Source organism: Halorubrum sp. GN12_10-3_MGM (assembly GCF_005435235.1).
Taxonomy (GTDB): domain Archaea; phylum Halobacteriota; class Halobacteria; order Halobacteriales; family Haloferacaceae; genus Halorubrum; species Halorubrum ezzemoulense.
Map to the genome: position 1 here is coordinate 89,294 of NZ_SGUB01000010.1, position 22,486 is coordinate 111,779.

The 22,486-nt window shown below is 71.6% G+C and carries 18 protein-coding genes; 13 read left to right on the forward strand and 5 right to left on the reverse strand.

Annotation, left to right across the window (positions count from 1 at the left end; translation table 11 throughout):
- The first annotated feature begins 32 nt into the window (after positions 1-32).
- The 3 genes from EXE47_RS09555 (at position 33) to EXE47_RS09565 (ending at position 3,861) form a co-directional block, all read left to right on the forward strand.
- Positions 33-467, forward strand: coding sequence for a universal stress protein (locus EXE47_RS09555; protein ID WP_137708252.1), 435 nt, complete (start codon positions 33-35; stop codon positions 465-467).
- A 33-nt stretch (positions 468-500) separates the two neighbouring features.
- Positions 501-2,651, forward strand: coding sequence for an AMP-binding protein (locus EXE47_RS09560; protein ID WP_049929327.1), 2,151 nt, complete (start codon positions 501-503; stop codon positions 2,649-2,651).
- A 61-nt stretch (positions 2,652-2,712) separates the two neighbouring features.
- A complete protein-coding gene (locus tag EXE47_RS09565) occupies positions 2,713-3,861 on the forward strand; it encodes an acyl-CoA dehydrogenase family protein (protein ID WP_049929326.1) in 1,149 nt (382 codons plus the stop codon).
- A gap of 7 nt (positions 3,862-3,868) precedes the next feature.
- On the opposite strand, the gene EXE47_RS09570 is transcribed toward EXE47_RS09565, so the two are convergent.
- Positions 3,869-4,543 carry an MBL fold metallo-hydrolase gene (locus EXE47_RS09570; protein WP_049929325.1) on the reverse strand — a complete coding sequence of 225 codons (675 nt, stop codon included), beginning with the start codon at positions 4,541-4,543 and terminating at the stop codon, positions 3,869-3,871.
- 147 nt (positions 4,544-4,690) lie between these two features.
- On the opposite strand from EXE47_RS09570, the gene EXE47_RS09575 reads away from it, so the two are divergent.
- Positions 4,691-6,547, forward strand: coding sequence for a DNA mismatch repair protein (locus tag EXE47_RS09575; protein WP_049929324.1), 1,857 nt, complete (start codon positions 4,691-4,693; stop codon positions 6,545-6,547).
- Positions 6,540-6,995, forward strand: coding sequence for a hypothetical protein (locus EXE47_RS09580; RefSeq protein ID WP_049929323.1), 456 nt, complete (start codon positions 6,540-6,542; stop codon positions 6,993-6,995). Before EXE47_RS09575 ends, EXE47_RS09580 begins: the two co-directional genes overlap by 8 nt.
- 28 nt (positions 6,996-7,023) lie before the next feature.
- Here the strand turns inward: EXE47_RS09580 and EXE47_RS09585 are convergent, their stop codons facing one another.
- Positions 7,024-11,736, reverse strand: coding sequence for a glycoside hydrolase family 15 protein (locus EXE47_RS09585; protein WP_199237884.1), 4,713 nt, complete (start codon positions 11,734-11,736; stop codon positions 7,024-7,026).
- 127 nt (positions 11,737-11,863) lie between these two features.
- Between EXE47_RS09585 and malA the strand changes: the two genes are divergently transcribed.
- The 3 genes from malA to EXE47_RS09600 all read left to right on the forward strand — a co-directional run bounded on the left by malA (position 11,864) and on the right by EXE47_RS09600 (position 16,641).
- Positions 11,864-13,993 (forward strand): alpha-amylase MalA, encoded by a 2,130-nt coding sequence (malA, locus tag EXE47_RS09590; protein ID WP_137692703.1) that lies wholly within the window; start codon positions 11,864-11,866, stop codon positions 13,991-13,993.
- A 124-nt stretch (positions 13,994-14,117) separates the two neighbouring features.
- Positions 14,118-15,608: a 4-alpha-glucanotransferase gene (gene malQ / locus EXE47_RS09595; protein WP_137708240.1), complete on the forward strand. Its 1,491-nt coding sequence runs from the start codon at positions 14,118-14,120 to the stop codon at positions 15,606-15,608.
- Positions 15,609-15,612: 4 nt separating this feature from the next.
- Positions 15,613-16,641 (forward strand): sodium:calcium antiporter, encoded by a 1,029-nt coding sequence (locus EXE47_RS09600; RefSeq protein ID WP_094495277.1) that lies wholly within the window; start codon positions 15,613-15,615, stop codon positions 16,639-16,641.
- A gap of 60 nt (positions 16,642-16,701) precedes the next feature.
- On the opposite strand, the gene EXE47_RS09605 is transcribed toward EXE47_RS09600, so the two are convergent.
- Positions 16,702-16,914, reverse strand: coding sequence for a PLDc N-terminal domain-containing protein (locus tag EXE47_RS09605; protein WP_137708241.1), 213 nt, complete (start codon positions 16,912-16,914; stop codon positions 16,702-16,704).
- Positions 16,915-17,009: 95 nt separating this feature from the next.
- Between EXE47_RS09605 and EXE47_RS09610 the strand changes: the two genes are divergently transcribed.
- The 5 genes from EXE47_RS09610 to EXE47_RS09630 all read left to right on the forward strand — a co-directional run bounded on the left by EXE47_RS09610 (position 17,010) and on the right by EXE47_RS09630 (position 20,908).
- Entirely contained in the window at positions 17,010-17,342 is a 333-nt protein-coding gene (locus EXE47_RS09610; RefSeq protein ID WP_137708242.1) for a hypothetical protein, read from the forward strand.
- Between the two features lie 90 nt (positions 17,343-17,432).
- Positions 17,433-18,746 (forward strand): Zn-dependent hydrolase, encoded by a 1,314-nt coding sequence (locus EXE47_RS09615; RefSeq protein WP_137708243.1) that lies wholly within the window; start codon positions 17,433-17,435, stop codon positions 18,744-18,746.
- 357 nt (positions 18,747-19,103) lie between these two features.
- Positions 19,104-20,150: a transcription initiation factor IIB family protein gene (locus EXE47_RS09620; protein ID WP_049929315.1), complete on the forward strand. Its 1,047-nt coding sequence runs from the start codon at positions 19,104-19,106 to the stop codon at positions 20,148-20,150.
- A 101-nt stretch (positions 20,151-20,251) separates the two neighbouring features.
- Positions 20,252-20,431 (forward strand): hypothetical protein, encoded by a 180-nt coding sequence (locus EXE47_RS09625; RefSeq protein WP_049929314.1) that lies wholly within the window; start codon positions 20,252-20,254, stop codon positions 20,429-20,431.
- A 243-nt stretch (positions 20,432-20,674) separates the two neighbouring features.
- On the forward strand, positions 20,675-20,908 hold the full coding sequence (locus EXE47_RS09630) for a UPF0058 family protein (RefSeq protein WP_004598519.1): 234 nt from the start codon (positions 20,675-20,677) through the stop codon (positions 20,906-20,908).
- Between the two features lie 96 nt (positions 20,909-21,004).
- Here the strand turns inward: EXE47_RS09630 and EXE47_RS09635 are convergent, their stop codons facing one another.
- Both EXE47_RS09635 and EXE47_RS09640 read right to left on the reverse strand, forming a co-directional pair.
- Positions 21,005-21,463 carry a DUF555 domain-containing protein gene (locus EXE47_RS09635; RefSeq protein WP_086216559.1) on the reverse strand — a complete coding sequence of 153 codons (459 nt, stop codon included), beginning with the start codon at positions 21,461-21,463 and terminating at the stop codon, positions 21,005-21,007.
- 68 nt (positions 21,464-21,531) lie between these two features.
- A complete protein-coding gene (locus tag EXE47_RS09640) occupies positions 21,532-22,458 on the reverse strand; it encodes a DNA-3-methyladenine glycosylase (protein ID WP_094495275.1) in 927 nt (308 codons plus the stop codon).
- Positions 22,459-22,486: the final 28 nt, after the last annotated feature.

The window sequence follows — 22,486 nt, forward strand, 5'->3', positions numbered from 1 at the left end:
TTTAATCGCTACCCGCTGTAGCGGGGAGTGTGATGTACTCGGATGTCCTCGTTCCGACCGACGGCAGCCCGGCGTCGGACGCCGCGATCGAACACGCGATCGACCTCGCAGATCGGTACGACGCTCGCCTCCACGCGCTGTACGTCGTCGACGGCGCGGCGTACTCCAGCCTGGAAGCGGGCGCGGAGATCGTCGTCGAGGCGCTCGAATCGGAGGGCGAGGAGGCGACGGGACGCGTGGCGGACGCCGCCGCGGACGCGGGCGTGGAGTGCGTCACCACCGTCGCGTCCGGCACCGCCTACCAGTCGATCCACGACTACGTCGACGGGAACGACATCGACGTGGTGGTGATGGGGACCCACGGCCGGAAGGGGCTCGACCGTTACCTGCTCGGGAGCGTCACCGAGCGGGTCGTCCGCACCTCGGACGTTCCGGTGTTGACCGTGCGACAGCCGGCGGATGAGTAGCCGCACGGCCTCGGGCGAACGGAGGTGACACCGATGCGCGACTGGCTCTCTCACCGCGTGGTCTCGTCGCCGGACGGGACCGCCCTCGTCCGCGCCGAGGACGGCGAGGCGTGGAGCTACACAGACCTCGACCGGCTCGTCGCCGAGACGGCGGGGCGACTCGTCGCGCACGGACTGGGCGAGGGCGACCGGGTCGGCGTGCTCACGCCCCCGTACGTGGGCACCGTCGGCCTCGTCCACGCGACGATGCGGATCGGCGCCACGTTCGTCCCGCTCGGCGAGGAGCTGACCGCCCGCGAGATCGCCGCGCGGATCGACCGGACCGACCTCGACGCCGTCGTCTGCGCCGAGCCGACCGAATCGACCGCGACCGCCGCGGTGTCCGAGATCGAGGGCGTCCCCGTTTACTCCGTGGACGACCCGGCGGACGCGGACGTAACTGGGATCCACGACGTCGATCCGGCGTCGCTCGATCCCCCGGAGTGGTCGTTCGAGGACCCGCTCTGCGTGCTGTTCACCTCGGGGACCACCGGCGAACCCAAGCCCGTCCCCCTGACCGCGGGCAACGTGTACAGCTCCGCGGTCGCCTCCGCGTTCCGCCTCGGGGTCGAGGCCGACGACCGCTGGCTGGTGTCGCTGTCGCTCCACCACATGGGCGGGCTCGCGCCGGTGTACCGGTCGGTGCTGTACGGGACGACCCTCGTGTTACGCGAGGGGTTCGACGCGGGCGGCACCGCCGACGACATCGACGCCTACGACGTGACCGGCGTCTCGCTCGTCCCGACGATGCTCCGGCGGATGCTCAACCGGCGGGGGACGCTGTCGGACTCGCTTCGGGTGGTCCTGCTCGGGGGCGCGCCAGCGCCGGCGGAGCTGTTGGAACGGTGCCGCGACTACTCGATCCCCGTTTACCCGACGTACGGAATGACGGAGGCCGCGTCGCAGATCACGACCGCGACGCCCCGACAGACCAGAGACCGGATCGGCACGGTGGGAAAACCCCTGTTCGGCACCGACGTGACCGTCGTCGACGGCGGCGACCCGGTCGACCCCGGCGAGACCGGCGAGATCGTCGTCAGCGGGCCGACGATCACTCCGGGGTACCTCGTCGAGGACGGCGGCGACCCGGACGCGGTCGACGGTGCGGGCGCGTCGACCGCCGATGCGGTCGAGGGGGGCGACGCGTCCTCCACCGGGTCGGTCGGCGTGAACGGGATCGAAACAGCGGACCTCGACCGCTCCGATTTCGGCCCGTACGGACTCCGAACCGGCGACGTCGGGCGGTTCGACGAGGACGGCTACCTCCACGTGCTCAACCGCGTCGACGACCGGATCATCAGCGGCGGCGAGAACGTCGAACCCGGGGAGGTCGCGGACGTGCTCCGGGAGTACGACGACGTCGACGACGTGGCGGTGGTCGGGCTCGACGACGAGGTGTGGGGCGAGCGCGTCGCCGCGCTCGTCGCCGTCGGCGACCAGTTCCGGTCGGCGGCCGCCGACCCGGCCGTCGACGACGCGGTCCCAGAGATCGATCCCTCGGTGACCGACGGGGAAGGCGACGGCGCGGACGGGGGCGACGCGGAGAGCGAGGCCGCGATATCGGCCACCGGGGCCGGATCCGTCGGTCCCGCGCCGATCGACGAGGCGGCGTTCGTCGAGTTCGCCCGCGAGCGGTTGGCGCGGTTCAAGATCCCCAAGACGATCGCGTACACTGCGGAGCTGCCGCGGACGGTCTCGGGGACGGTCGACAGGGAGGCGACGCGCGCGCTCCTCCACGAACACGGGGCGGACCCGCGCGGGAACCCCGACCTCGAGACCGCGGGGTTCGAGCCAGCCGACCCCGCGGAACCGCCCGCGGAGTCGGACGCGGCGGGGAACGAGTCGGACGCCGCGGAGCCTGACTCGGACGACCGGCCAGCGGGGGGCGGCGAGGCGGACGACGCTGCGGGAGGAGTGAACGACGCGGGCGCGCTCGAAGGCGGCACGGTGGCCGACGGAGAGCCTTCGTCGGATGCGACCGAGGGAGACGAGGTCGCGGCCGGATCGGAGGGAGTCACGCGACGCGACGCGGAGGTGGGCGGCGACGAGGACGGCGACGTGGAGACAAGCGGCGACGAGGACGGCGACGCGAGGGCGGGCGCTGACGGAGAACGCAGCGACACGGACGCGGTCGACGACGCGTGAACTCGCCCGGAGTTCTTCGTTGTTCCACGAAGGTTTTGTCCACGGGGTCCACAGGGTCGGTATGGAGTTGCTCGACGACAGCATCGTGCCGGAGCGCGCGCGAGACGTCAAACAGGAGGCCCGCGAGTTCGCCGACGAGTACATCGCACCGAACGCCGAGTCGTACTACGACACCGGCGAGTACCCGTGGGAGGTGCTCGAAGCCGGGATGGACGCCGGGCTCGTCGCGCAGGACATCGGCGAGGAGTACGGCGGGAAAGGGTTCGACCTCGCGCAGGTGCTCGCCATCGCGGAGGAGTTCTACCGCGCGGACGCGGGCATCGCGCTCACCCTCCAGCTCGCCAGCTTCGGCGCGGAGATGGTCGAGGACTACGGCACGGAGGAGCAGAAGGAGAAGTACCTCCGGCCGGTGGCCGAGAACGAACAGCTCTCGGGGCTCGCGGTGTCGGAGCCGCAGACCGGCTCCGACCTGGCGGGCATGACGACGAAGGCCGAGAAGGTCGAGGGGGGCTACGAGCTCACCGGCGAGAAGTACTGGGTCGGCAACGCGGTCGAGGCCGACTGGCTCACCGTCTACGCCAAGACCGGCGAGAGCGACGACCGTTACTCGAACTACACGCTGTTCATCGTCGAGACGGACTCCGACGGCTACGAGGCCGAGCACATCCCCGAGAAGATGGGGATGCGCGCGTCGAAGCAGGGCCACATCGTCTTCGAGGACTGCTTCGTCCCCGAGGAGAACGTCGTCGGCAGCGAGGGCGGCGGGTTCTACGCCCTCGCGGACTTCTTCAACCACGGCCGCGTCATCGTCGGGGGCCACGGACTGGGCCTCGCGGCCGCGGCCATCGAGGAGGCCGAGGCGTTCATCGACGAGCGCGAGGCGTTCGGCCGCACCATCGACGACTTCCAGGCCGTCCAGCACACGGTCTCGGACATGCGGATCGGCTTCGAGTCGGCGCGCGCGCTCAACTGGCGCGCCTGCGAGAAGGTCGCGAACAGCGAGGACGCCGGCTACTGGGCCGCGCTGGCGAAGACCAAGTCCACCGAGGTCGCCACCGACTGCGCCGAGAAGGGGATGAAGCTCCACGGCGGCCGGTCGAACCTCACCGAGCGCCGGATCGCCCGCGTCTACCGCGACGTGCGCATCCCGGTGATCTACGAGGGCGCCAACGACATCCAGCGCAACCTCATCTACCGGCAGTCGCGCTAGGCGGCGTTCAGAGCGTCGCCGCCAGCCGGCGCAGCGCCTCGTCACCCCCCGAGGCGAGCGGGTCGCCGTGCCCGACGCAGGCGACGTCGAACGCGGGGGCGCGCTCCGCGAGCGACCGGACGCTCGCCGCGACCGCGCCCGTGTCGTAGCTTATCACCCAGCCGGACTCCGTCAACTCGCCGTCGGACTCCGAGACGAGGTCGCCGAGCAGCGCGACGCCCAGTTCCTCGCTGACGTAGGCGACGTGGCCGGGCGTGTGGCCCGGCGTGTGGTACGCCGTGAACGAGCCGATCGCGTCGCCGTCGCGGACGCCGACGATTTCGAGTTCCGGGAGATCGGTGACGAGTCCGCCGAGCCGCTGTATCAGCCCTTTATGATTCCCGAGCGGGGGGGTCCGATAGCCCCGCAGCAGTTGCGCGTCGAAGCCGTAGGCGTGGACCGGCGCGTCGAGCTCCGGCGTCAGCGCCGCCAGCGTCCCGACGTGATCGAGGTCGTAGTGGGTGAGGAGGACGCGCCCGATCGCCGAGAGATCGACGCCGGCGTCGCCGAGGCCCTCTCGGATCGCGCCCTCGTCCCACGGCGTCCCGGCGTCGACGAGCGTCGGCACGTCGTCGAAGACGAGGTACGCGTTGACTCCGCCGCAGTCGAGTCGCCAGACGCCGTCCGCGATCTCCGTGGCCATGGCCGCGAGTAGGAGTCAGCGCGGTATGAACGCTGCCGTGGCGGAACCGACGGCGAGGGGACGGAACTCGCGCCGACGCTCTCGCGGGGTCGCCGTCGGCGACGCGAGCGACGAAAGCGCCAAGATGCCGGGGCCACACCACGGGGTATGCGACTCCAGGACTACTGGGGGATCGGGCCGAAGACGAGCGAGCGGCTCGCCGAGGCCCTCGGGACCGAGCGGGCGGTTGAGGCGATCGAGTCGGCCGATGTCCGCGCGCTCGTCGACGCCGGGCTCCACCGCGGCCGCGCGACCCGCATCCTCCGCCGGGCGAACGGGGAGGCCGGGATGGACGTGCTCGCGACTGGCGACGCGCGCTCGGTGTACGACGACCTCCTCGGGCTCGCGGCCGACGCGGCGTTGACCGCGCACGCGGCGGACCGCATTCGGGTGTTGACCCCGCTCCTCGACCGCGACGCCGTCGAGGCACGATTAGATCGGGTCGTCGCCGCCCGCGACGCGTGGACCGACCTCGACGAGGCGGACCGGGAGTCGGTCGCGGACGCGTTCGACGCGTACGACGAGGCCGCCGGCTCCGACCTGGCCGCGGTCGAGACCGCCGTCGCGCTCCGCGAGGCGGGGTTGACGGCGGGACCGTTCGCCGACATCGGCGCGCTGGACGGGGACCGCCTGCGCGACGCGGCCGACGCGCTCGCCGACGTCCGGGGGTCGATCGACCCCGCCGGCGGGCTCGACGGTGACGATATCGAGATCGCGGCGGGCGCGGACGCGGAGCTGGACCGGCTCCGCGAGCAGCTGTCCGCGGCGCGCGACCTCGCCGACTCCGCGTTCGACGTGCTGGAATCGGTCCGCGACGGGAGCCTCCGCGACTTCGAGGCGCTGGAGGCGGCGACGATCGACCACGTCGCGAGCGAGACGGGCGTCGAGCCCGCGACGGTCCGGGCCGCGTCGCCCGACGAGGCGCTCGACGCCGCCGACTTCGTCTCCGGGACGCTGCGGGACCTCGTCGTCGAACTCGAAGCGGCCGTCGAGGAGCGTGAGGCCGCCGTCGCGGCCGACATCCGCGAGCGGCTGGGCGACGAGTCCGCAGGGAGAGACGACGCGACCGCCGGCGGCGGCGACGGAGCGGACGACGGCGGCGACACCGCCGTCGCCCGCGCCGCGTCCGCCGTGTCGGACGCCGCCTTCCTGCTGTCGCTCGGGCGGTTCGCGGCGGAGAACGGGCACGTCCGCCCGACGCTCGTCGACGACGGCATCGCCGTGCGCGGCGCGCGGAACCCGTTCCTCGGGGGCGACGTCCAGCCGGTTTCGTACGGCGTCGGCTCGCACTCGCTCGCTGACGCGTCGGGCGTCGCGAGCGCCGACGCGCCGCCGACCGGCGACCGCGTGAGCGTCCTCACCGGGGCGAACTCCGGCGGGAAGACGACCCTCCTCGAAACGCTGTGCGCGGTGGCGCTGCTCGCATCGATGGGGCTGCCCGTGCCCGCCGACGCGGCCGAGGTCGGGACGTTCGACCGGATCGTCTTCCACCGCCGACACGCGTCGTTCAACGCCGGCGTGCTGGAGTCGACGTTGAAGTCGGTCGTGCCGCCGCTGGTCGCGGACGGTCGGACGCTCATGCTCGTCGACGAGTTCGAGGCGATCACGGAGCCGGGCCGGGCCGCCGACCTGCTGAACGGGCTGGTGACGCTCACGGTCGACCGCGGCGCGCTCGGCGTCTACGTCACGCACCTCGCCGAGGACCTGAGTCCGCTGCCCGAGGCCGCACGGATCGACGGCATCTTCGCGGAGGGGCTGACGAACGACCTGGAGCTCCGCGTCGACTACCAGCCGCGGTTCGAGACGGTCGGGAAGTCCACGCCGGAGTTCATCGTCTCGCGGCTGGTCGCGAACGCGGGCGACCGCGGCGTCCGCGCCGGCTTCGAGCACCTCGCGGGCGCGGTCGGCGAAGAGGCCGTCCAGCGAACGCTCTCGGACGCCGAGTGGGCGGCGAACGATGACTGAAGAGTCGGCGGACGACGCGGCCGGTCCCGACCGGATCCGGTCGATCGCGGTTCACCGCGAGGACGTGGCGAACGCGCTCGAGGCCACGCTCCGGAGCGACCGCGAGGTCGTCCTCCGCGCGACGCCGCCGTTCTCCGGGCGGATGCGCGCACGGCTCCACGCGCTCGACGCCGGCGGGAATGGAGGCCATAACGGGAACGGTGGTTCCGACGACGCACCCGCGCCGCTCCACATCGACCCCAGGGACCTCGTCGCGGACGTGCCCCCGTACCCCGAAGTCGACGACACGGCCGCCGAACTCCCTGACGCCGACCTCGAAACGCGTCGCGAGCGACACGCCGAGAGCGTCGAGGCGTGGCGCGAGACCGTGCGCGAGCGCGTCGGTTCGACGGTCGAGATCGAGGTCGACGGCGGGGTCCGCAGCGTCGACGTGAACGCGCTCGGGTGAGCCGAGCCGGAGACCGGAACCGCCCGACCTAGAGCCGAAGCCGTTCCACCGACGTGCCGGCCGCCTCGAACGCCTCGTCCGTCGCGGCCGCGACCACGACGGTGTCCGCGTCGGTCGCGGCGTCGAGGTCGACCTCGAAGGCACCGTCGTCGTCGGGCGTCACGAGCCGCGAGGTCTTTCGGGTGTGGACGGCGACGGACTCGGCGTCCGTCTCGCCCGCGACGACGACCGCGTCCTCGGCGAACTCGGCCGTGGCGGTCAGGTCGGGGCCTGCGGGGCGGTCGCGCTCGACGTACCGATCCCGGACGACCGCCGGCGTCTCGACCGGTTCGTCCGCGTCGACGCCGTGCGCCAACCGGACGAAGCCGGCCATCGACCACGCGAGGGGGGTCGCCCCCCCGGTGCCCTCGCCGAACTCCCAGCCGTACTTCGTCGGGTGTTCGCGGTCCCACACCTGCTCGGGGAGCATCAGCCCGGAGTTGCCGAACCCGGCCATCGTCTCGAGCAGGGCCTCGGGTTCGAGCGCATCCTCGTCGGTCCCGCCGAAGGCGTCGGGGCCGTCGGCGCGGGCGCGCAGCTCGTACTCGCCGCGCTCGCCGGTGAAGATCGGCCAGAGACGCCCGCGGCCGTCGCCGGTCCCGGCCCACGGCGCGCCGGGGTCACCGACCGCGATCTCGCCGTACGCGTCGCCGACGTAGCGGTACCAGGCGGCGCCGTGCGGCGTGTCCACCCGGATCGAGTCGTCGACGACCGAGACGGAGTTGCGGACGACCGGGTCGTCGGCGGGCTTGATCCCCAGCCGGACGAGTTCGAGGAAGCCGCCGTCGATTATCTCCCGCTCGTCGTACGTCGGCCCGTCGTTGGCGATGGTGCGCGGTCGGCCGGAGTCGGGGTTCCCGTCGGCCGTGATCCGGATGTAGTACGGGGTCCGATCGTGGCGGTCGGTCCCCGTCGAGGTCGCGCACCACTCCTCGACGCGCGCGGTCCAGTCGTCGGCGAGCGCGAGCCACGCCAGCGCGTCCGCACGGAGGGAGTCGGGCGATTCGGCGCCGTCGCCGTCCGCCTCCTCGCGCCGGTCGGCCTCGGCGAGCGCGAGCGCCGCGCCGCAGACGAGGCCCGCTATCTCGGCCGCGATGCTCGACGGCGAGTAGCCGGCCTCCTCTTCCCAGCGCTCCTGTGCCGTCTCGGGGCCGTTCTCGGCGATGTAATCGAGCGAGCGGGCGACCTGGTCGTACGTGTAGCCGGCGTCGTCAAGCGTCACGCCGCGCTCGTACAGCTGCCACGCCATCACCGAGGGGAACCCGATGTTGTCCATCTGCTCGCCGCCCCACCGGGTCCGGCCGTCGATGTAGGTGTTCTGCGGGAGGAACCCGTCGTCGTCCTGCTGGGTGTTGTAGAGGTAGGCCAAGGCGTCCGCGCCGCGTTCGAGCTCGTCCATCTCGATCAAGGCCGTGAACACCTGATAGAGGTCGCGCGACCAGACGAAGTTGTAGCCGTAGCCGCGGTTCTCGGCGGCGTACTCGGTCTCGCCCCACGGCACCGACGGGCTGGCGATCCCCGCGCCGTCGTGGGCCTTGTCCTCGACGGCCGCCAGCGTCATCAGCGCGAACCGATACTGCGCCGCGAGGCCGGGGTCACCGGCGACCGAGTCGGGAAGCTCACGGTCGGCGAGCCACGCGCGCCACGTCTGCGCGTACGCCGCCGCGGCGTCGTCGAACCCGCGAGCGAGCGCGCCCTCCGCCTCGCCGAGCGCGCCCGCCGTGTCCGAGTCCTCGGCGAACCCGAGCGCGACCGTGTCTCGCAGCGACTCGCCGCTGCCGACGAGACCGGCGAGCACGACGTTGCCGACCGCCTCGGGCGATTCCTCGACGCGCTCGCCGTCGCCGAACAGCGCGTCGGTGGCGTCGCCGTCGGCCGCGAGCGCGCTCGCCCAGTCGAACCCGTCGCCGCTCGCCAGCGCGAGCGCGGGGGCGAACGGCTCGCCCTCGTCGTCGACGAGCTTCCCGGGGTCGCGGTCCGGGTCGTCCTTGCGCGCGAGGAGGTGCGCCCCCACGTCGCCCGCGACCCGCTCGGCGCGGTCGTCGGTGCCGACGTTCGCGATGGTGGCGTCGACGAGAGCGTACACGTCGTACTCGCGGGACCCCTCGAACCGGACGTCGGCGAGAATCGCGGTGCCGTCGGTGTCGACCGCGTACTCGACGGTGAGCGTCCAGCCGTGGCCGTGGCCGTCGCCGGTCTCGCGGATCGTCTGGACGTACGCCAGCGCGTCGTCGGCCGCCGGCTCGGTCGTCCGCTCGATCGTCTCCGTCGCCGAGACGTGGCCCGTCTCGGCGAAGGTCCGTATCGCGTACTCGGAGTCGGGGTCGGCCACGAGGAAGTCGAACGTCCGGACGTTCATCACGTCGATCCGGGGGAACCGCGCCTCGGTGAGGGCCCCCTCGGTGAGCGTGAACCACACCGGGACCGGATCGTCGGCGTCGTAGTCGGCGGGCGTACCGACGCCGAACTTGCGGCCCGTGGTCCAGTGCGGCGCCGCCTCCGGGCCGGTCTCGCGGTCGTGCGGGACCGGGAGTTCGCCGCGGCTCGCCAGCGTCACCGTGGCGTCGATGCGGAGCGCGTGGGACCACGCGATCGGCGTCGCGCTGTCGAGGTCCCCGTCGTCGAACACCTGCTCCGCGAACAGCCCGGCCTCGTTGACGAAGGGACCGTCCGGCTCGCAGAGGGCGTAGAGGTCGCGCGCGTCGGCGAACAGCGGCTCCGCGGTCCCGCCGCGGTCCTCGACGACGCCCGCGAGCGTCGCCGCCGCGGTCGCGCCCCACAGCGTCGCGATCGACCACACCTTCGCGGCGCCCTGCTCGGCGGTGCGCCAGTCGTCGCCGGTGAACCGCACGAGCCCCTCCACGGCGGGCGTCTCGCGCCGGAGCGCGTCGATCGACTGCCGGACGTGGGTGTTGACGCGGTCGAGGAAGCGGTCGAACTCGCTCGCCGCGACGGTGTCGACCGAGCCGGAGCCGTCGGTGGCCGCGGCGTCGTCGGGCGCGTCGTCGTCGGCCGCCGGCGTCTCGTCGAGCAGGGCGGCGTACTCGGCGGCCGCGGTCGCGAGCGCGAAGGTGCTGGCGTCGGCGCGGCTGTCTTGGTCCTCCTCGCTCGCGCGCTGGAGGAACCGCTCCGTGTCGGGGTTCCAGCGCGCGTCGAGCCCGGAGAGCGCGGTGTCAGCGGCGTCGGCCGCGTCGGCCCGGAGTGCCTCGTCGACCGGCGCGCGCGCCACCGCGGCGAACGCCCGGAGGTACTCGGCGCCGGTGTGGGTGAACCGGCCGAGCGCGTTCTCCCAGCAGTTCTGACAGCGGCGGGGGAGCCCGTCGTCCTCGGTCGTCTCGAAGAGGAAGTCGACGGCGTCGGCGATCGTCTCGTCGATCCGGTCGCGCCACTCTTCGGGGAGGTCGGCCTCGCGGCGGAGGGTCGCGAGGAACGCGACGACCGTGGCGGGCTGGTCGAGCTGATCGTTCGGGCCGGGGGTCGCGTTCGCGCCCTCGATCCGGGCGTTCGCCCAGCCGGGGGCCACCTTCCCGGAGTCGGCCCACACGCGGTGGGGCCACGAGCCGTCGGCGTCCTGCGTCCGACAGAAGAAGCTCGCGGCCGCGAGCAGCTCCTCGTCGGCGTCGAGGCCGAGCTCCTCGCTCGCGTCGAGCAGCGCGGTCGAGACGGTCGCCTCGTCGCGGAACCACGTGTAGCCGTAGCCGCCGGAGGTGGAGTAAAACGGGTCGAACTCGGGGGCGGCGATCCGGCCCCCGGACTCCGCGGTGAGCAGGTCGAGCGCGCGGAGGTCGCTCGCGATCACCGACCGTCGCGGGGCGTCGGCGGGCACGTCCGGTCCGCGCCCGTCCGCGGCCTCGCGGAGGTCGTCCGCGTCGGGGTACGCGGTGGCGATGTTCGAGACCGTCTCGATGCGGCGCTGGCGGTCGACCCCGTCGGTGAGCGCGTCCTTCGCGTCGTCGCCGGTGTCGCGGGCGGCCCGGCGGTCGACGACCGCTCGCCCGGCGAGCGTGACGCGCTCCGTGCGGCCGTCGCGCTCGAAGGGGGCGCGGACGACCACGTCGGGAGTGAGCCGCGAGTCCTCTCGTCGGTCGATCTCACCGCGGTGCGGGAAGCCGTCGTCGGCCTCGCCGAGCAGCTCCGGAATCGTCCGCAGGCGCTGGCCGTGGGCGTTCGAGAGCCCGGTCGAGGCGGTGAGGAAGTCGTGCTCGGTGCGGTGGTACACCTCGACGACGCCGCCGTCCTCGGGGCCGGCCCCGTCGTGGACCATGTTACCGACGCGGCCCTCGACCATGTCCGGCGAGAACGCGTAGGCGGCGACGATCTCGGCGTCGGCGGGCGGTGATCCCCGGAGTTCGACGTGCGTGAGGTGCGTGTCGCTCACGACGAGGTCGAACTGGTGGATGGTGTAGCGGCCGGCGTCGTACTCCGTCTCGACGAGCGGCGTGTCGCCGTCGTAGTGCTGGCGGGTCGTCTCGAGGTCGTCGAACCAGCGGACCCCGCGCCCGGCGGTGATCCCCATCCGCAGGCGGTCGGCCCCGCCGACCTCGGAGAGGGAGTACGAACAGTCGTGGACGGTCCCGTCCGGTCCGACGTGGACCAGTCGGCCGTCGTCGCCGGTGAACGCGCCGGCGGTCATCGAGTGTTCCGCCGGGTAGCGCTCCCCGCGCCGACGTTCGTGCTCCGTAAGGGCGGTACGCAGTCGCATACCCGCTCTGCGACTGCCGGAGTAAAAGCCTTGACGACCGCGGCCGGTATCCGAACGGACGCTGCGCGGCGCAGATCTCACCGAAACAAGAGCAACACCGAAGGCCCCGGGCGTTAATTGGCGTCACATGCACCACCCCGGACCCCCGCGCTTCCTCGCGACCGGCGAGCAGACCGAACTGGCTCCGCGAGACCCGAACCCCGACGCGACGTACGTCTGGCGCGTCGCCGACGCCCCGCCCGGCAGCGAGGCGACCGTCGGCGACGACGCCGTAACGGCGTTCACGCCCGACGTTCCGGGCCGTTACCTGCTCGGGCTCGACGCGCCGGACGGCGACCACCTGCTCACGGTCCGCGCGTTCCCCGCGAGCTACGAGGGCGTCGACGTCGCCGGCGGCAGCGGGACCGCGATACGGGACCGCGACGCGGACGACGCGCCGGTGGACTACGCCGCGCGGGAGCGGCACGAGGGCGTGGGTCGGCCGCGGGTCAGGGTGGACGCGAGCGTCGCGTTCGGCGGCGACGCCGAGTCGACCGGCGGCGAGACCGGAGGGGAGGAGGCGCGCTCGGGCGCCGGAGAGGCGGTGTTCACCGCGACGCCGACGCCGAACCCGGAGTCCGCGTTCGACGCCGACGACCTCTCGGTGACCTTCGTCGTCGACGACCGGGACGTCGAGACCGCGGTGGCCGACGGCCGCACGAGCCCGCGAGACGCGCTCCGGGTGAGCGACGGCGGCCGCGAACTCCGCGTCCCCCTCGACGCGGTTCCTGACCGCCTCCGCGTTCACGCCGTCGCGGTCGCGCGGGACTCGGGAGAGGATCCGCGCGTGAGCGTCGCCGACGCGGCCGCGGTCGAGCGCGCCGGGGACGGTCCGCCGGGAGCGACCGACGCCGGCGGCGAGGCCATGCTGACCCCTGACGCGCCCGACTTCGAGACGCTCCGACTCAACGACCCGCCGGCGTGGACTCGCAGCGCCTCCGTCTACGAGGTGTTCGTCCGCACCTTCGCGGACGCCGACGAGGGCGCGGCGTTCGACGCCATCGCGGAGCGGATCCCCCGGATCGCGGAGCTCGGCGCCGACACGCTCTGGCTCACGCCGGTCCTCGGGCACGACGGGAAGCCACACGGCTACAACATCGTCGACTTCTTCGACACCGCCGACGACCTCGGCGAGCGCGAGGACTTCGAAGCGCTCGTCGAGACGGCCCACGACCACGGGATGCGCGTGCTGTTCGACTTCGTCGCCAACCACACGGCCCGCGACCACGAGTGGTTCCGCGACGCCTACCAGAATCCGGAGTCGCCGTACCGCGACCGCTACGAGTGGCAGGAGTCCGGCGAGCCGGGGACCTACTTCGACTGGGAGCTTATCGCGAACCTGAACCACGCGAACCTCGACGTGCGGCGGTTCCTCCTCGACGTGATCGACGAGTGGGCCCCGCTGGTCGACGGGTTCCGCTGCGACATGGCGTGGGCGGTCCCGGACTCGTTCTGGCGCGAACTCCGCGACCGCGTGAAGGACATCGACCGCGAGTTCCTCCTGATGGACGAGACGATCCCGTACATCCCCGGCTTCCACGAGGGGATGTTCGACGTCCACTTCGACGCGACGCTGTACTTCCAGCTCCGCCAGGTCGGTCGCGGCGCGGAACCCGCTTCGAGCGTCCTCGACGCGGTCGACCAGCGCGCGGAGATCGGGTTCCCCGACCACGCCGAGTTCCTCCAGTACATCGAGAACCACGACGAGACGCGCTACCGCGTCGAGTGCGGCGACGCCGCCGCGGCGGCCGCGGGCGCGGCGATCATGACGCTGCCCGGCGTCCCGATGGTGTACGCCGGCCAGGAGATCGGTCAGCGCGGCCGGCGCGACGCGATCGCGTGGGACCACGCGCGCGAGGAGGTCCGCGATCGCTACGAGCGACTGCTCGCGACCCGACGGGACCACCCGGCGCTCGGGCCGGAGGGCGACGTGTCGCGCGTCGGCTACCACGTCGCGAGCGGCGACCTCTCCGAGCGGCCGATTGTCGCGAGCGGCGACGTCCACCCGGACGACGTGGTCGCGTTCCGCCGGCACGACGGCGACGAGGACCTGATCGTCGTTCTCAACTTCGCGCCCGCGGACGCGAGCGTCGCGATCGATGTCGCTCACGGCGAGCGCGACCTGGTCACGGGCGAGCGGTGCGTGGTCGAAGACGGCGAGGGCACCGAGCGGGTCCGCGTCGACGACGTGGCGGTGGTGCCGGTCGCAGAGGAGTGAACGGCGGGCCGGAGAGTGGCCGTCCGGTCGCGGACAAGTGAGCGGCCAGTCGTGACGATCTCCGCCGCCGCGACGCGATCCCCGGACGCAACGTTTGAAGTCAGTGGGGGGCGCAGGGTGGCCTATGCGATTCGACCGCTCCGACGGCGTCTTCTGTCACGTCACCTCGCTACCGGGGGCGTACGGGATCGGCGACCTCGGCGAGGGCGCGCGCGACTTCCTCTCGTTCCTCGGCGACGCCGACGTCGACCACTGGCAGATCTGTCCGATCGGGCCGACGCTCTCCGTGGCCGGGGAGTCGCCGTACCAGTCGCCGTCCGCGTTCGCCGGCAACCCGCTGTTCGTCGACCCCGAGGGGCTCGTCGACGACGGCTGGCTCGACGAGGGGGACCTGCGGCCGGTCCCCGACTTCCCGACCGACCGCGTCGACTACGAGGCGGTCCGCGAGTACAAGCTCCCGCTGTTGCGGACCGCGTTCGAGCAGTTCGAGGAGCGGGCGACCGAGGAGGACCGCGCCGCGCTGGGCGCGTTTCGCGAGCGCGAGCCGTGGCTGGCCGACTACGCGCTGTTCAGGGCGCTCTCCGACGCCCGCCCTGAGGACGTGTGGACGGAGTGGCCCGCGCCGCTGCGCACGCGAGACCCGGACGCGCTGGCCGAGGCGCGCGAGGAACACGCCGCGGAGGTCCGGTTCCGCGCGTTCGTCCAGTGGACGTTCGACCGCCAGTGGCACGACCTGCGCGCGGTCGCCGCCGATGAGGGCGTATCGATCGTCGGCGACGTGCCCATCTACGTCGCGCTCGACTCCGCCGACGTGTGGGCGAGCCCGGAGGCGTTCCGGCTCGACGAGGGGAACCGTCCGACTGCGGTCGCGGGCGTGCCGCCGAACGCTGGCGATTCCGGCCAACGGTGGGGGAACCCGCTGTACGACTGGGAGCGGCTCGCCGAGTCGGGGTACGACTGGTGGCTCGACCGGTTCCGTCGGCTGTTCGACCTCGCGGACGTGGCGCGGCTCGACCACTTCCTCGGCTTCGTGAAGTACTGGGCGATCCCCGCCGACAGCGACGACCCCGCGGACGGCGAGTGGCGCGACGGGCCGGGCCGCGACCTGTTCGAGGCCGTCGAGCGCGAGCTCGGCGCGGCCCCGTTCATCGCCGAGGACCTCGGCTTCGAGGACCCGGCGATGGACGAGCTGATGGCCGAGTTCGGCTTCCCGGGGATGCGCGTCCCGCAGTACGCCGACTGGTGCGCGGAGGGGAACGAGTACCAGCCGATGCACTACGGCGAGGGGGTCGTCGGCTACACCTCGACGCACGACACCGACACGTGGGCCGGCTACTTCGAGGACCTCCCCGCCGAGCAGCGCGACTGCTTCCGGTACAACGTCGGGAGCGACCCCGACGAGCCGCCCGAGTGGGCGATCATCGACGAGGTGTGGAGTTCGGACGCGATCCTCGCCGTGGCGACGATTCAGGACCTGCTCGGGCTCGGCAGCGAGTCCCGGTTCAACGAGCCCGGGACGCTGGACGGCAACTGGGAGTGGCGCGTCGCCCGCGACGACCTCGACGACGCGACCGCGGACCGGCTGTGGGAGCTGGCCGGGAAGCACGTGCGCTAGCGCCGTGACGGGCGCCCTCCCCGACTCGCCACTCGTCCACGTCCTCGTGATCGCCGCGGCGACCGCGTTCATCTGGCTCGGGAGCGGCTGGTTGGAGGAGGCCGCCGAGACGCTGTCCGGGTACTACGGGCTCCCGGAGGTGGTTCAAGGGTCGATCGTCGTCGCGGTCGGATCGAGCTTCCCGGAGCTCGTGAGCGTGCTGGTCACCGCTCTCACCGGCGTCTTCGACATGGGCGTGGGCGCGCTCGTCGGGTCGGCCATCTTCAACGTTCTCGTGATTCCCGCGGCCGCCGGACTCGGAGGCGAGGACGAGCTGGAAGCCAACCGGGCGATCGTGTACAAGGAGGCGCAGTTCTACATGCTGGCGGTCTCCGCGCTGGTCGTGACGTTCGCGCTCGCGGTCATCTACTTCCCGGTGTCGACGGACCCGATCGTCGGGACGTTGCCGCGCTCGCTCGCGGTCATCCCGCTCGCGCTGTACGGTCTCTACCTCTTCATCCAGTATCAGGACGTCGACGACGCGGCGATGGACCGCGTGCGCGAGGGGATCGACATTCGGCGCGAGTGGGCGAAGCTCGGCGGCGGGCTCGCGGTCATCGTCGTCACCGTCGAGCGGCTCGTGGCGTCGGTGGAGTCGCTCGGCGTCACTTTCGGAGTCCCGGAGTTCCTCGCCGGCGTCACGGTCGTCGCGGCAGCGACGAGCCTCCCGGACACGCTGGTCAGCGTCCGGACGGCGCGCGAGAACCGGGGGACGACGAGCCTCGGAAACGTCCTCGGATCGAACACGTTCGACCTGCTCGTCGCTATCCCGCTCGGCGTGCTGATCGTCGGCGAGGTCGCCGTCAACTTCTCGACGGCGGTGCCGATGCTCGGCGTGTTGACGGTCGCGACCGTCCTGCTGTTCGTGACGCTCCGGACGAGCCTCGCGCTCAACGAGCGCGAGTCGTACGCGCTGCTCGCGGCCTACGGGCTGTTCGTCGCGTGGGTCGTCGCCGAGAGCGTCGGCGTGACGAGCGTGCTCAAGGGCGTGTGAGTCCTCCGGCGGGATCGGCGCCGGGAACCACTCGTCGGCCCCGGTGCGTGAGACGGCGGCTCAGTAGGAGTCCCGCCCGATGATGAGGTACAGCAGGATCCCGAGCAGCGGCGCGAAGAACACGACGAGCGCCCACAGGATCGGCGGGTGCTCGCTGCGGCTCTGCGCGTCAGAGTACGTCCACACGATCATCGCGAGGTGGACGACGAGGAACCCGAGACTGATTAAGAGGGCGATACCGGCCGCCGCGCCTTGGAGGAGCAACGGGGACATGTCGGCTGACACCACAACGCCGCGCGGAAAGTGTCTTCGGGATCGGAAGGCGCTCCCGGCGAAACGGCTATGAGAGACGGATGTGAACGGCACGCATGGTCGGTGTCGTGCGCGCAGCGGGTGCCACGACCGAGCTCTGCTGCGGCCTCGCGCTGCTCGCGCTGTCGCGGACCGACACCGAGGGGTTTCCGGCGGCACCGTTCGCGACCGGCTTCGCAGTCGGCTACCTCTACCGTCACGCGCGGGCGACCGCGGGCTGTCGGCGGTTCCGCGGCGGCCCGGCACGAAGCCTCGGGATCGCGCTAGCGTGGGCGGCGCTCGGCGTCGCCGCCGAGCGGTCGATCGACGGGAAGGCGGCGAGCCGCGCGTTCGCGGCCGGACTCGGGCTGGGCTCGGCCGGCTACTGGCTCGCGCGGCGCGGGGAGTGAAGGCCACTCGGGAGGTGACCGACCGGACACCCGCCTCGACGCGACCGCCGGAGCCCGAACCGTTTTGATCGCGGAGCGCCCGGCTCAGGTATGACGCTCCCAGTCGACGCGGACCGGCTCCGCGCGGACATCGAGGCGAATGCGGCGTTCGGCCGCGTCGAAACGGGCGATCCGGACGCGCACGCGCGAACGAATCGCACTGGATCCGAGGCGAACCGTCGCGCCAGGGACCGGCTGGTCGAACGGCTTCGAGCCGCCGGTCTCGACGTCGCGGTCGACGCGGTCGGAAACGTCCTCGGGACGTGGGTCCCGACGAGCGCCGATCCCGAGGCGGCTCCGGTCGTTTCGGGGAGCCACCTCGACAGCGTGCCGGAGGGCGGGATCTTCGACGGCCCGCTCGGGGTGTACGCCGCGTTGGAGGCGGTCCGCGCGATGCGCGACGCAGGGGCCGAGCCGGACCGACCGGTCGCCGTCGTCAGCTTCACCGAGGAGGAGGGAGGCAGCTTCGGCAACGGGCTCCTCGGTTCGTCAGTCGCGACCAGCGAGACGGCGCTCGACGACGCGCTCGCGCTGTCGAACGCTGGCGGAGAGACGCTCGGCGAGGCGCTCGACCGGATCGGCTACCGCGGGGGCGACGCCGTCGACGCCGCCACGCCGACCGACGACGACGGCGACCCGACAACGCTCGATCCCGCGTCGTGGGCGGCGTTCTACGAGCTCCACATCGAGCAGGACACGACGCTGGAGGAAGCGGGCGCGGCGGTCGGTGTCGTGACGACGATCACCGGGATCACCCATTGCGAGGCAGCGATCGAAGGCGAGGCGAACCACGCGGGCGCGACCCCGATGGACGAGCGGACCAACGCGCTCGCGGCCGCGAGCGAGTTCGTGTTGGACGTCGAAGCCGCCGCGAACGAGGTCGTGGCGTCCTCGTCGCCCTCGGCGGTGGGCACCGTCGGGTCGCTGTCGGTCGCGCCGAACGCGACGAACGTGGTTCCCGGCCGCGTCGAGGCCAGCGTGGATATCCGCGACGTCGAGGCCGGATCCATGGAGGCGATCGTCGAGGCCGCGCGCGACTCGCTCGCGCGGCTGGAGCGCGAGCGGGGCGTCGAGACCGCGTTCGAGCGACCGTTCGACGTTGCGCCCACGCCGATGAGCGACCGGCTCCGCGGGGCCGCACACGGCGCCGCCGACGCCGCCGGGCGGGAGGCGATCGACCTCCACTCGGGCGCGGCGCACGACACGATGCGGGTCGCGCGCGTCACGGACGCGTCGCTGCTGTTCGCTCCGTCCCGCGACGGGATTTCGCACAACCCCCGAGAGTGGACCGACTGGGACGACTGCGCCGCGGCGACCGAGGTGCTGGCGGGCGCGCTCGCGCGCGCCGCGGTCGACGAGCGGTGACGGTCGACGGTGCGAGCGAGGTCGGCGCTGTACCCGGTGGCCTCTCAGGCACACGGACCTCGGGTGGGGCGCCGACCGGCCCCTTGAGTCGAGGACCGGCCTCGCTGCGTGGGGGCGGTCACTGAGAGTGAAGTATAAATACGGTCGCACGACTCCGCTCCGGGACATCACCGATCGCGGATAGGACGAGGTCGAGGTCACATATCCGCGTACACCGACGTATGAAGCCGCTTCCGGTCGCAACGCCGCGCTCAATTATAGATATATTTATATACTTTCGCGACTAACTATACGTTAACGAGCTGGCGATTCGCGGACCTCGCTGTATTTTCGTCGGGGGATCGTCGGAGCACACACATGACAGAGACACATACCTACAGCGACGGCGGCACGGAACGGGAAGGACGGGCGGACTCCGCGGACGCGTCCGCGGGCGGCGAGCGCACGCGAACGAGGGCGTCGGAGTCGGCGGCCGTCGCGGAGCCGACGGAGAGCGAGCGCGAGCGCACCACGACCTGCCCCGAGTGCGGCGGTCGGCTCGCGACCGACACGGAGCACGGCGAGACGGTGTGTGACGACTGCGGGCTCGTCGTCGAGGCGGACTCGGTCGACCGCGGGCCGGAGTGGCGCGCGTTCAACTCGAACGAGCGGGACAGCAAGTCGCGGGTCGGCGCTCCGACGACGAACATGATGCACGACAAGGGGCTCTCGACGAACATCGGCTGGCAGGATAAGGACGCCTACGGCAAGTCGCTCTCGGGCCGACAGCGACGCCGCATGCAACGGCTGCGGACGTGGAACGAGCGGTTCCGCACCCGCGACTCCAAGGAGCGCAACCTCAAGCAGGCGCTCGGCGAGATCGACCGCATGGCCAGCGCCCTCGGCCTCCCCGACAACGTCCGCGAGACCGCGAGCGTCATCTACCGCCGCGCGCTCGACGAGGACCTGCTTCCCGGCCGCTCCATCGAGGGCGTCGCGACGGCCTCGCTGTACGCCGCAGCCCGGCAGGTGGGGAACCCGCGGAGCCTCGACGAGTTCACGACGGTCTCCCGCGTCGAGAAGATGGAGCTCACGCGGACGTACCGGTACGTCATCCGCGAGCTCGGACTGCGCGTCCAGCCGGCGGACCCGACGAGCTACGTCCCGCGGTTCGTCTCGCGGCTCGGCCTCTCGGAGGAGACGGAGCGGCGCGCACGCGAACTGCTCGACGACGCCGCGAACGCCGGGATCACGAGCGGTAAGTCGCCGGTCGGACTGGCCGCCGCCGCCGTCTACGCCGCCGCGCTCCTGTCGAACGAGAAGGTGACGCAGAGTCAGGTCTCGGAGGTCGCCGACATCAGCGAGGTCACCATCCGGAATCGATACAAGGAGCTCCTCGACGCGAGCGGCGCCGCGAGCGCCTGAGGCGCCGTCAGGAACTCGGTTCGATGTCGGTCTCGTCGGGCTCGACACTCGACCCCCGATCGCCACCCACGTTTTTAACGCGGCCGACTGTACAGGGTGACATGGTTGATGCGTTCGTCAGACTCGTCTGTCCGGAGTGCGGCAAGGAGTGGCAGGACAACCCGGCCGAGCTTCAGGACCTGCGGTCTAACTTCAGTTGTCCGGCGTGTCACGCGACGCGGCGCCTGACCGAGTTCATGCGAACCGAGCGCGACCTCGAAGCCGTCAGACAGTTCCAGTAGCGCCGTGCCGGGTCGGGGGCTCGACCACCCCTGAGACCGGAGCCCCGACCGCACACGGTCGGCGTCTCGCGAACGACTTTTTGATCGTCGTCGACCTCGGGTAGCGACGGATCGCGGGAAACGATCCTGAACGATCTATCGAGAACCCACTTCTCCGCGTTGCTACTCGCGAAATACGCGGATAGTGTGGTAACGTTACTCAAGATAATAATATAAACCTCCGGTAGCAAAGGACTGGTACTCATGAAGAAGCAGGAACTCATCCATCTTCACGGTCTCCTCGCGGAGGTACGAAAACAGTGCGAGTTCTGGGACGACGACGTTGATCTCGAAGCCTACGAGGAACTGGGCGTGAAACCGACGTCGATCCACAAATCCAAGACCGACCACAAGGCGGCCGTTTTCAAGCTGACAGAGGGAATCACTGAGCCGATGGAGTCGTCCGAATCGGAGCCGCTGGCCCCGACGGCCGACTGAGACGTTTACCGCGTACCGCTCCTCGCCGACCGCACCAAACGCCGACCAGCGTCGCGGCCGCTCCCGTCGAGAGCCGGCAGCACGGAGGCGACCGGCTCAGAACTCCTCGTGCTCCTCGCCGCCGCTGAGTGCCGATCCGTCGCTGCGGCTCGACTCCTCGTCGCCCGACGCTGACTTTCCTGTCGCGGTCGACGCGTCGTCGGCGCGGTCGCTCTCTTCGGGACCGATCTCGGTGACGGTAAGGACCTTCAGCGGGATGTTGCGAAGTCGCTTCCCGATCTCCTTTCGCGCGACGCGGCTGGCGTGTTCGCCGCGGTCGACGTTGAACACGTCCATCCGGAGCTCCAAGGCGACGAGCGCCTCGTCGGCCGCGACGAACGCCGGATCGAGCGGTTCGCCGCTCGGCGACGTCCGGGTCCCGGTGTCGATCTCGACGTAGTTGAGGTCCGGGTTGAGCATCTCACCGGTCTTCGAGATGGCGATCCGGACCGCCTCGTCGGCGGTCTCCACGTCGTACACCGGGACCGCGGCCTCGACGACGACTCGACAGTCCATCACGATTGTGCGTACCACGCGAACGAGTATCAAACTTCGGCCGCGCCGGACTCCGGGCGCCGCGCCGGTCACTCGCCGCCGGCGCGGAGGTAGTAGAACACGTACGTCTGGGCGTAGCCGGCGAACTCGCCCCCGAAGCGCTCGCGGATCGCGCGGGAGGTCGCGGCGTAGCTCCCGCGGTCGCAGTCAGGGTAATACTCCTCGATGGTGGTGCGGATCCACGTGTCCAACGGCACTGCCTCCAGGAATCCCAGCGAGAACAGCAGTACGCAGTCGGCGACCTTGTCACCGACGCCGACGAACCGCGTGAGCGACTCGCGGGCCTCTTCGTAGGGGAGATCGGCCGCTTCCGAGAGGTCGGCCTCGCCCGTCGCGACCATCTCCGCGGTCCGCTGGACGTACGGCGCGCGGTAGCCCAAGGAGAGATCACGGAGTTCGTCCTCCGTCCGCGCCGCCAGCTGCTCGGGCGTCGGGAACGCCCGATACGTCTCGTCGTCGAGTCGAACTGCGTCCCCGTACGTCTCTCGGAGCCGGCGCTGCATCCCGTGGATCCGGGCGACCCGCATCTGGGCCGAACAGATGAACGAGATCAGACACGGGAAGACCGGGTCGCGGGTCAGTCGCATTCCCTCGTAGGCGTCGTACGCGCGCTCCAGCAGGGGCAGATCTGGCGTGGCGTCGAGGATCGCGTCGAGGTCGTCGTCGAGCCGGAGCAGGTGCGTCAACAGCGGCTCGACGTCCGTCGACGCCTCCCAGCGGAGGGTGCCGTCGTGGACGCCTCCCTCCTGTCGGACCCGCACCGCGACGCGCTCGTCGGTCACCCCGGGAATCGGATCGACGACGGTCTCGTACCACGCGTCGCCGCCGTGCGCGTGAAGTTCGTCGTACGTGTCGCCGTCGGACCGGTTCCAGAGGTAACTCTGGCCGCTTTCGAGGGTCGCCTGAAGGTCGAACGGTCCAGCCAGATCGCCGACGTCGATCGCCCCGCGTTCCATCGTATTCGATCAGCGCGCGCGCAGGCAT

Bases quoted from the DNA above. Each gene is read 5' to 3' on its own strand.
- malQ (WP_137708240.1), top strand. From the start codon at position 14,118: ATGCGATTCGACCGCTCCGACGGCGTCTTCTGTCACGTCACCTCGCTA.
- malA (WP_137692703.1), top strand. From the start codon at position 11,864: ATGCACCACCCCGGACCCCCGCGCTTCCTCGCGACCGGCGAGCAGACC.
- EXE47_RS09555 (WP_137708252.1), top strand. From the start codon at position 33: ATGTACTCGGATGTCCTCGTTCCGACCGACGGCAGCCCGGCGTCGGAC.
- EXE47_RS09615 (WP_137708243.1), top strand. From the start codon at position 17,433: ATGACGCTCCCAGTCGACGCGGACCGGCTCCGCGCGGACATCGAGGCG.
- EXE47_RS09635 (WP_086216559.1), bottom strand. From the start codon at position 21,463: ATGGACTGTCGAGTCGTCGTCGAGGCCGCGGTCCCGGTGTACGACGTG.
- EXE47_RS09570 (WP_049929325.1), bottom strand. From the start codon at position 4,543: ATGGCCACGGAGATCGCGGACGGCGTCTGGCGACTCGACTGCGGCGGA.
- EXE47_RS09580 (WP_049929323.1), top strand. From the start codon at position 6,540: ATGACTGAAGAGTCGGCGGACGACGCGGCCGGTCCCGACCGGATCCGG.
- EXE47_RS09585 (WP_199237884.1), bottom strand. From the start codon at position 11,736: ATGCGACTGCGTACCGCCCTTACGGAGCACGAACGTCGGCGCGGGGAG.
- EXE47_RS09565 (WP_049929326.1), top strand. From the start codon at position 2,713: ATGGAGTTGCTCGACGACAGCATCGTGCCGGAGCGCGCGCGAGACGTC.
- EXE47_RS09575 (WP_049929324.1), top strand. From the start codon at position 4,691: ATGCGACTCCAGGACTACTGGGGGATCGGGCCGAAGACGAGCGAGCGG.
- EXE47_RS09620 (WP_049929315.1), top strand. From the start codon at position 19,104: ATGACAGAGACACATACCTACAGCGACGGCGGCACGGAACGGGAAGGA.
- EXE47_RS09610 (WP_137708242.1), top strand. From the start codon at position 17,010: ATGGTCGGTGTCGTGCGCGCAGCGGGTGCCACGACCGAGCTCTGCTGC.
- EXE47_RS09605 (WP_137708241.1), bottom strand. From the start codon at position 16,914: ATGTCCCCGTTGCTCCTCCAAGGCGCGGCGGCCGGTATCGCCCTCTTA.
- EXE47_RS09640 (WP_094495275.1), bottom strand. From the start codon at position 22,458: ATGGAACGCGGGGCGATCGACGTCGGCGATCTGGCTGGACCGTTCGAC.
- EXE47_RS09630 (WP_004598519.1), top strand. From the start codon at position 20,675: ATGAAGAAGCAGGAACTCATCCATCTTCACGGTCTCCTCGCGGAGGTA.
- EXE47_RS09560 (WP_049929327.1), top strand. From the start codon at position 501: ATGCGCGACTGGCTCTCTCACCGCGTGGTCTCGTCGCCGGACGGGACC.
- EXE47_RS09625 (WP_049929314.1), top strand. From the start codon at position 20,252: ATGGTTGATGCGTTCGTCAGACTCGTCTGTCCGGAGTGCGGCAAGGAG.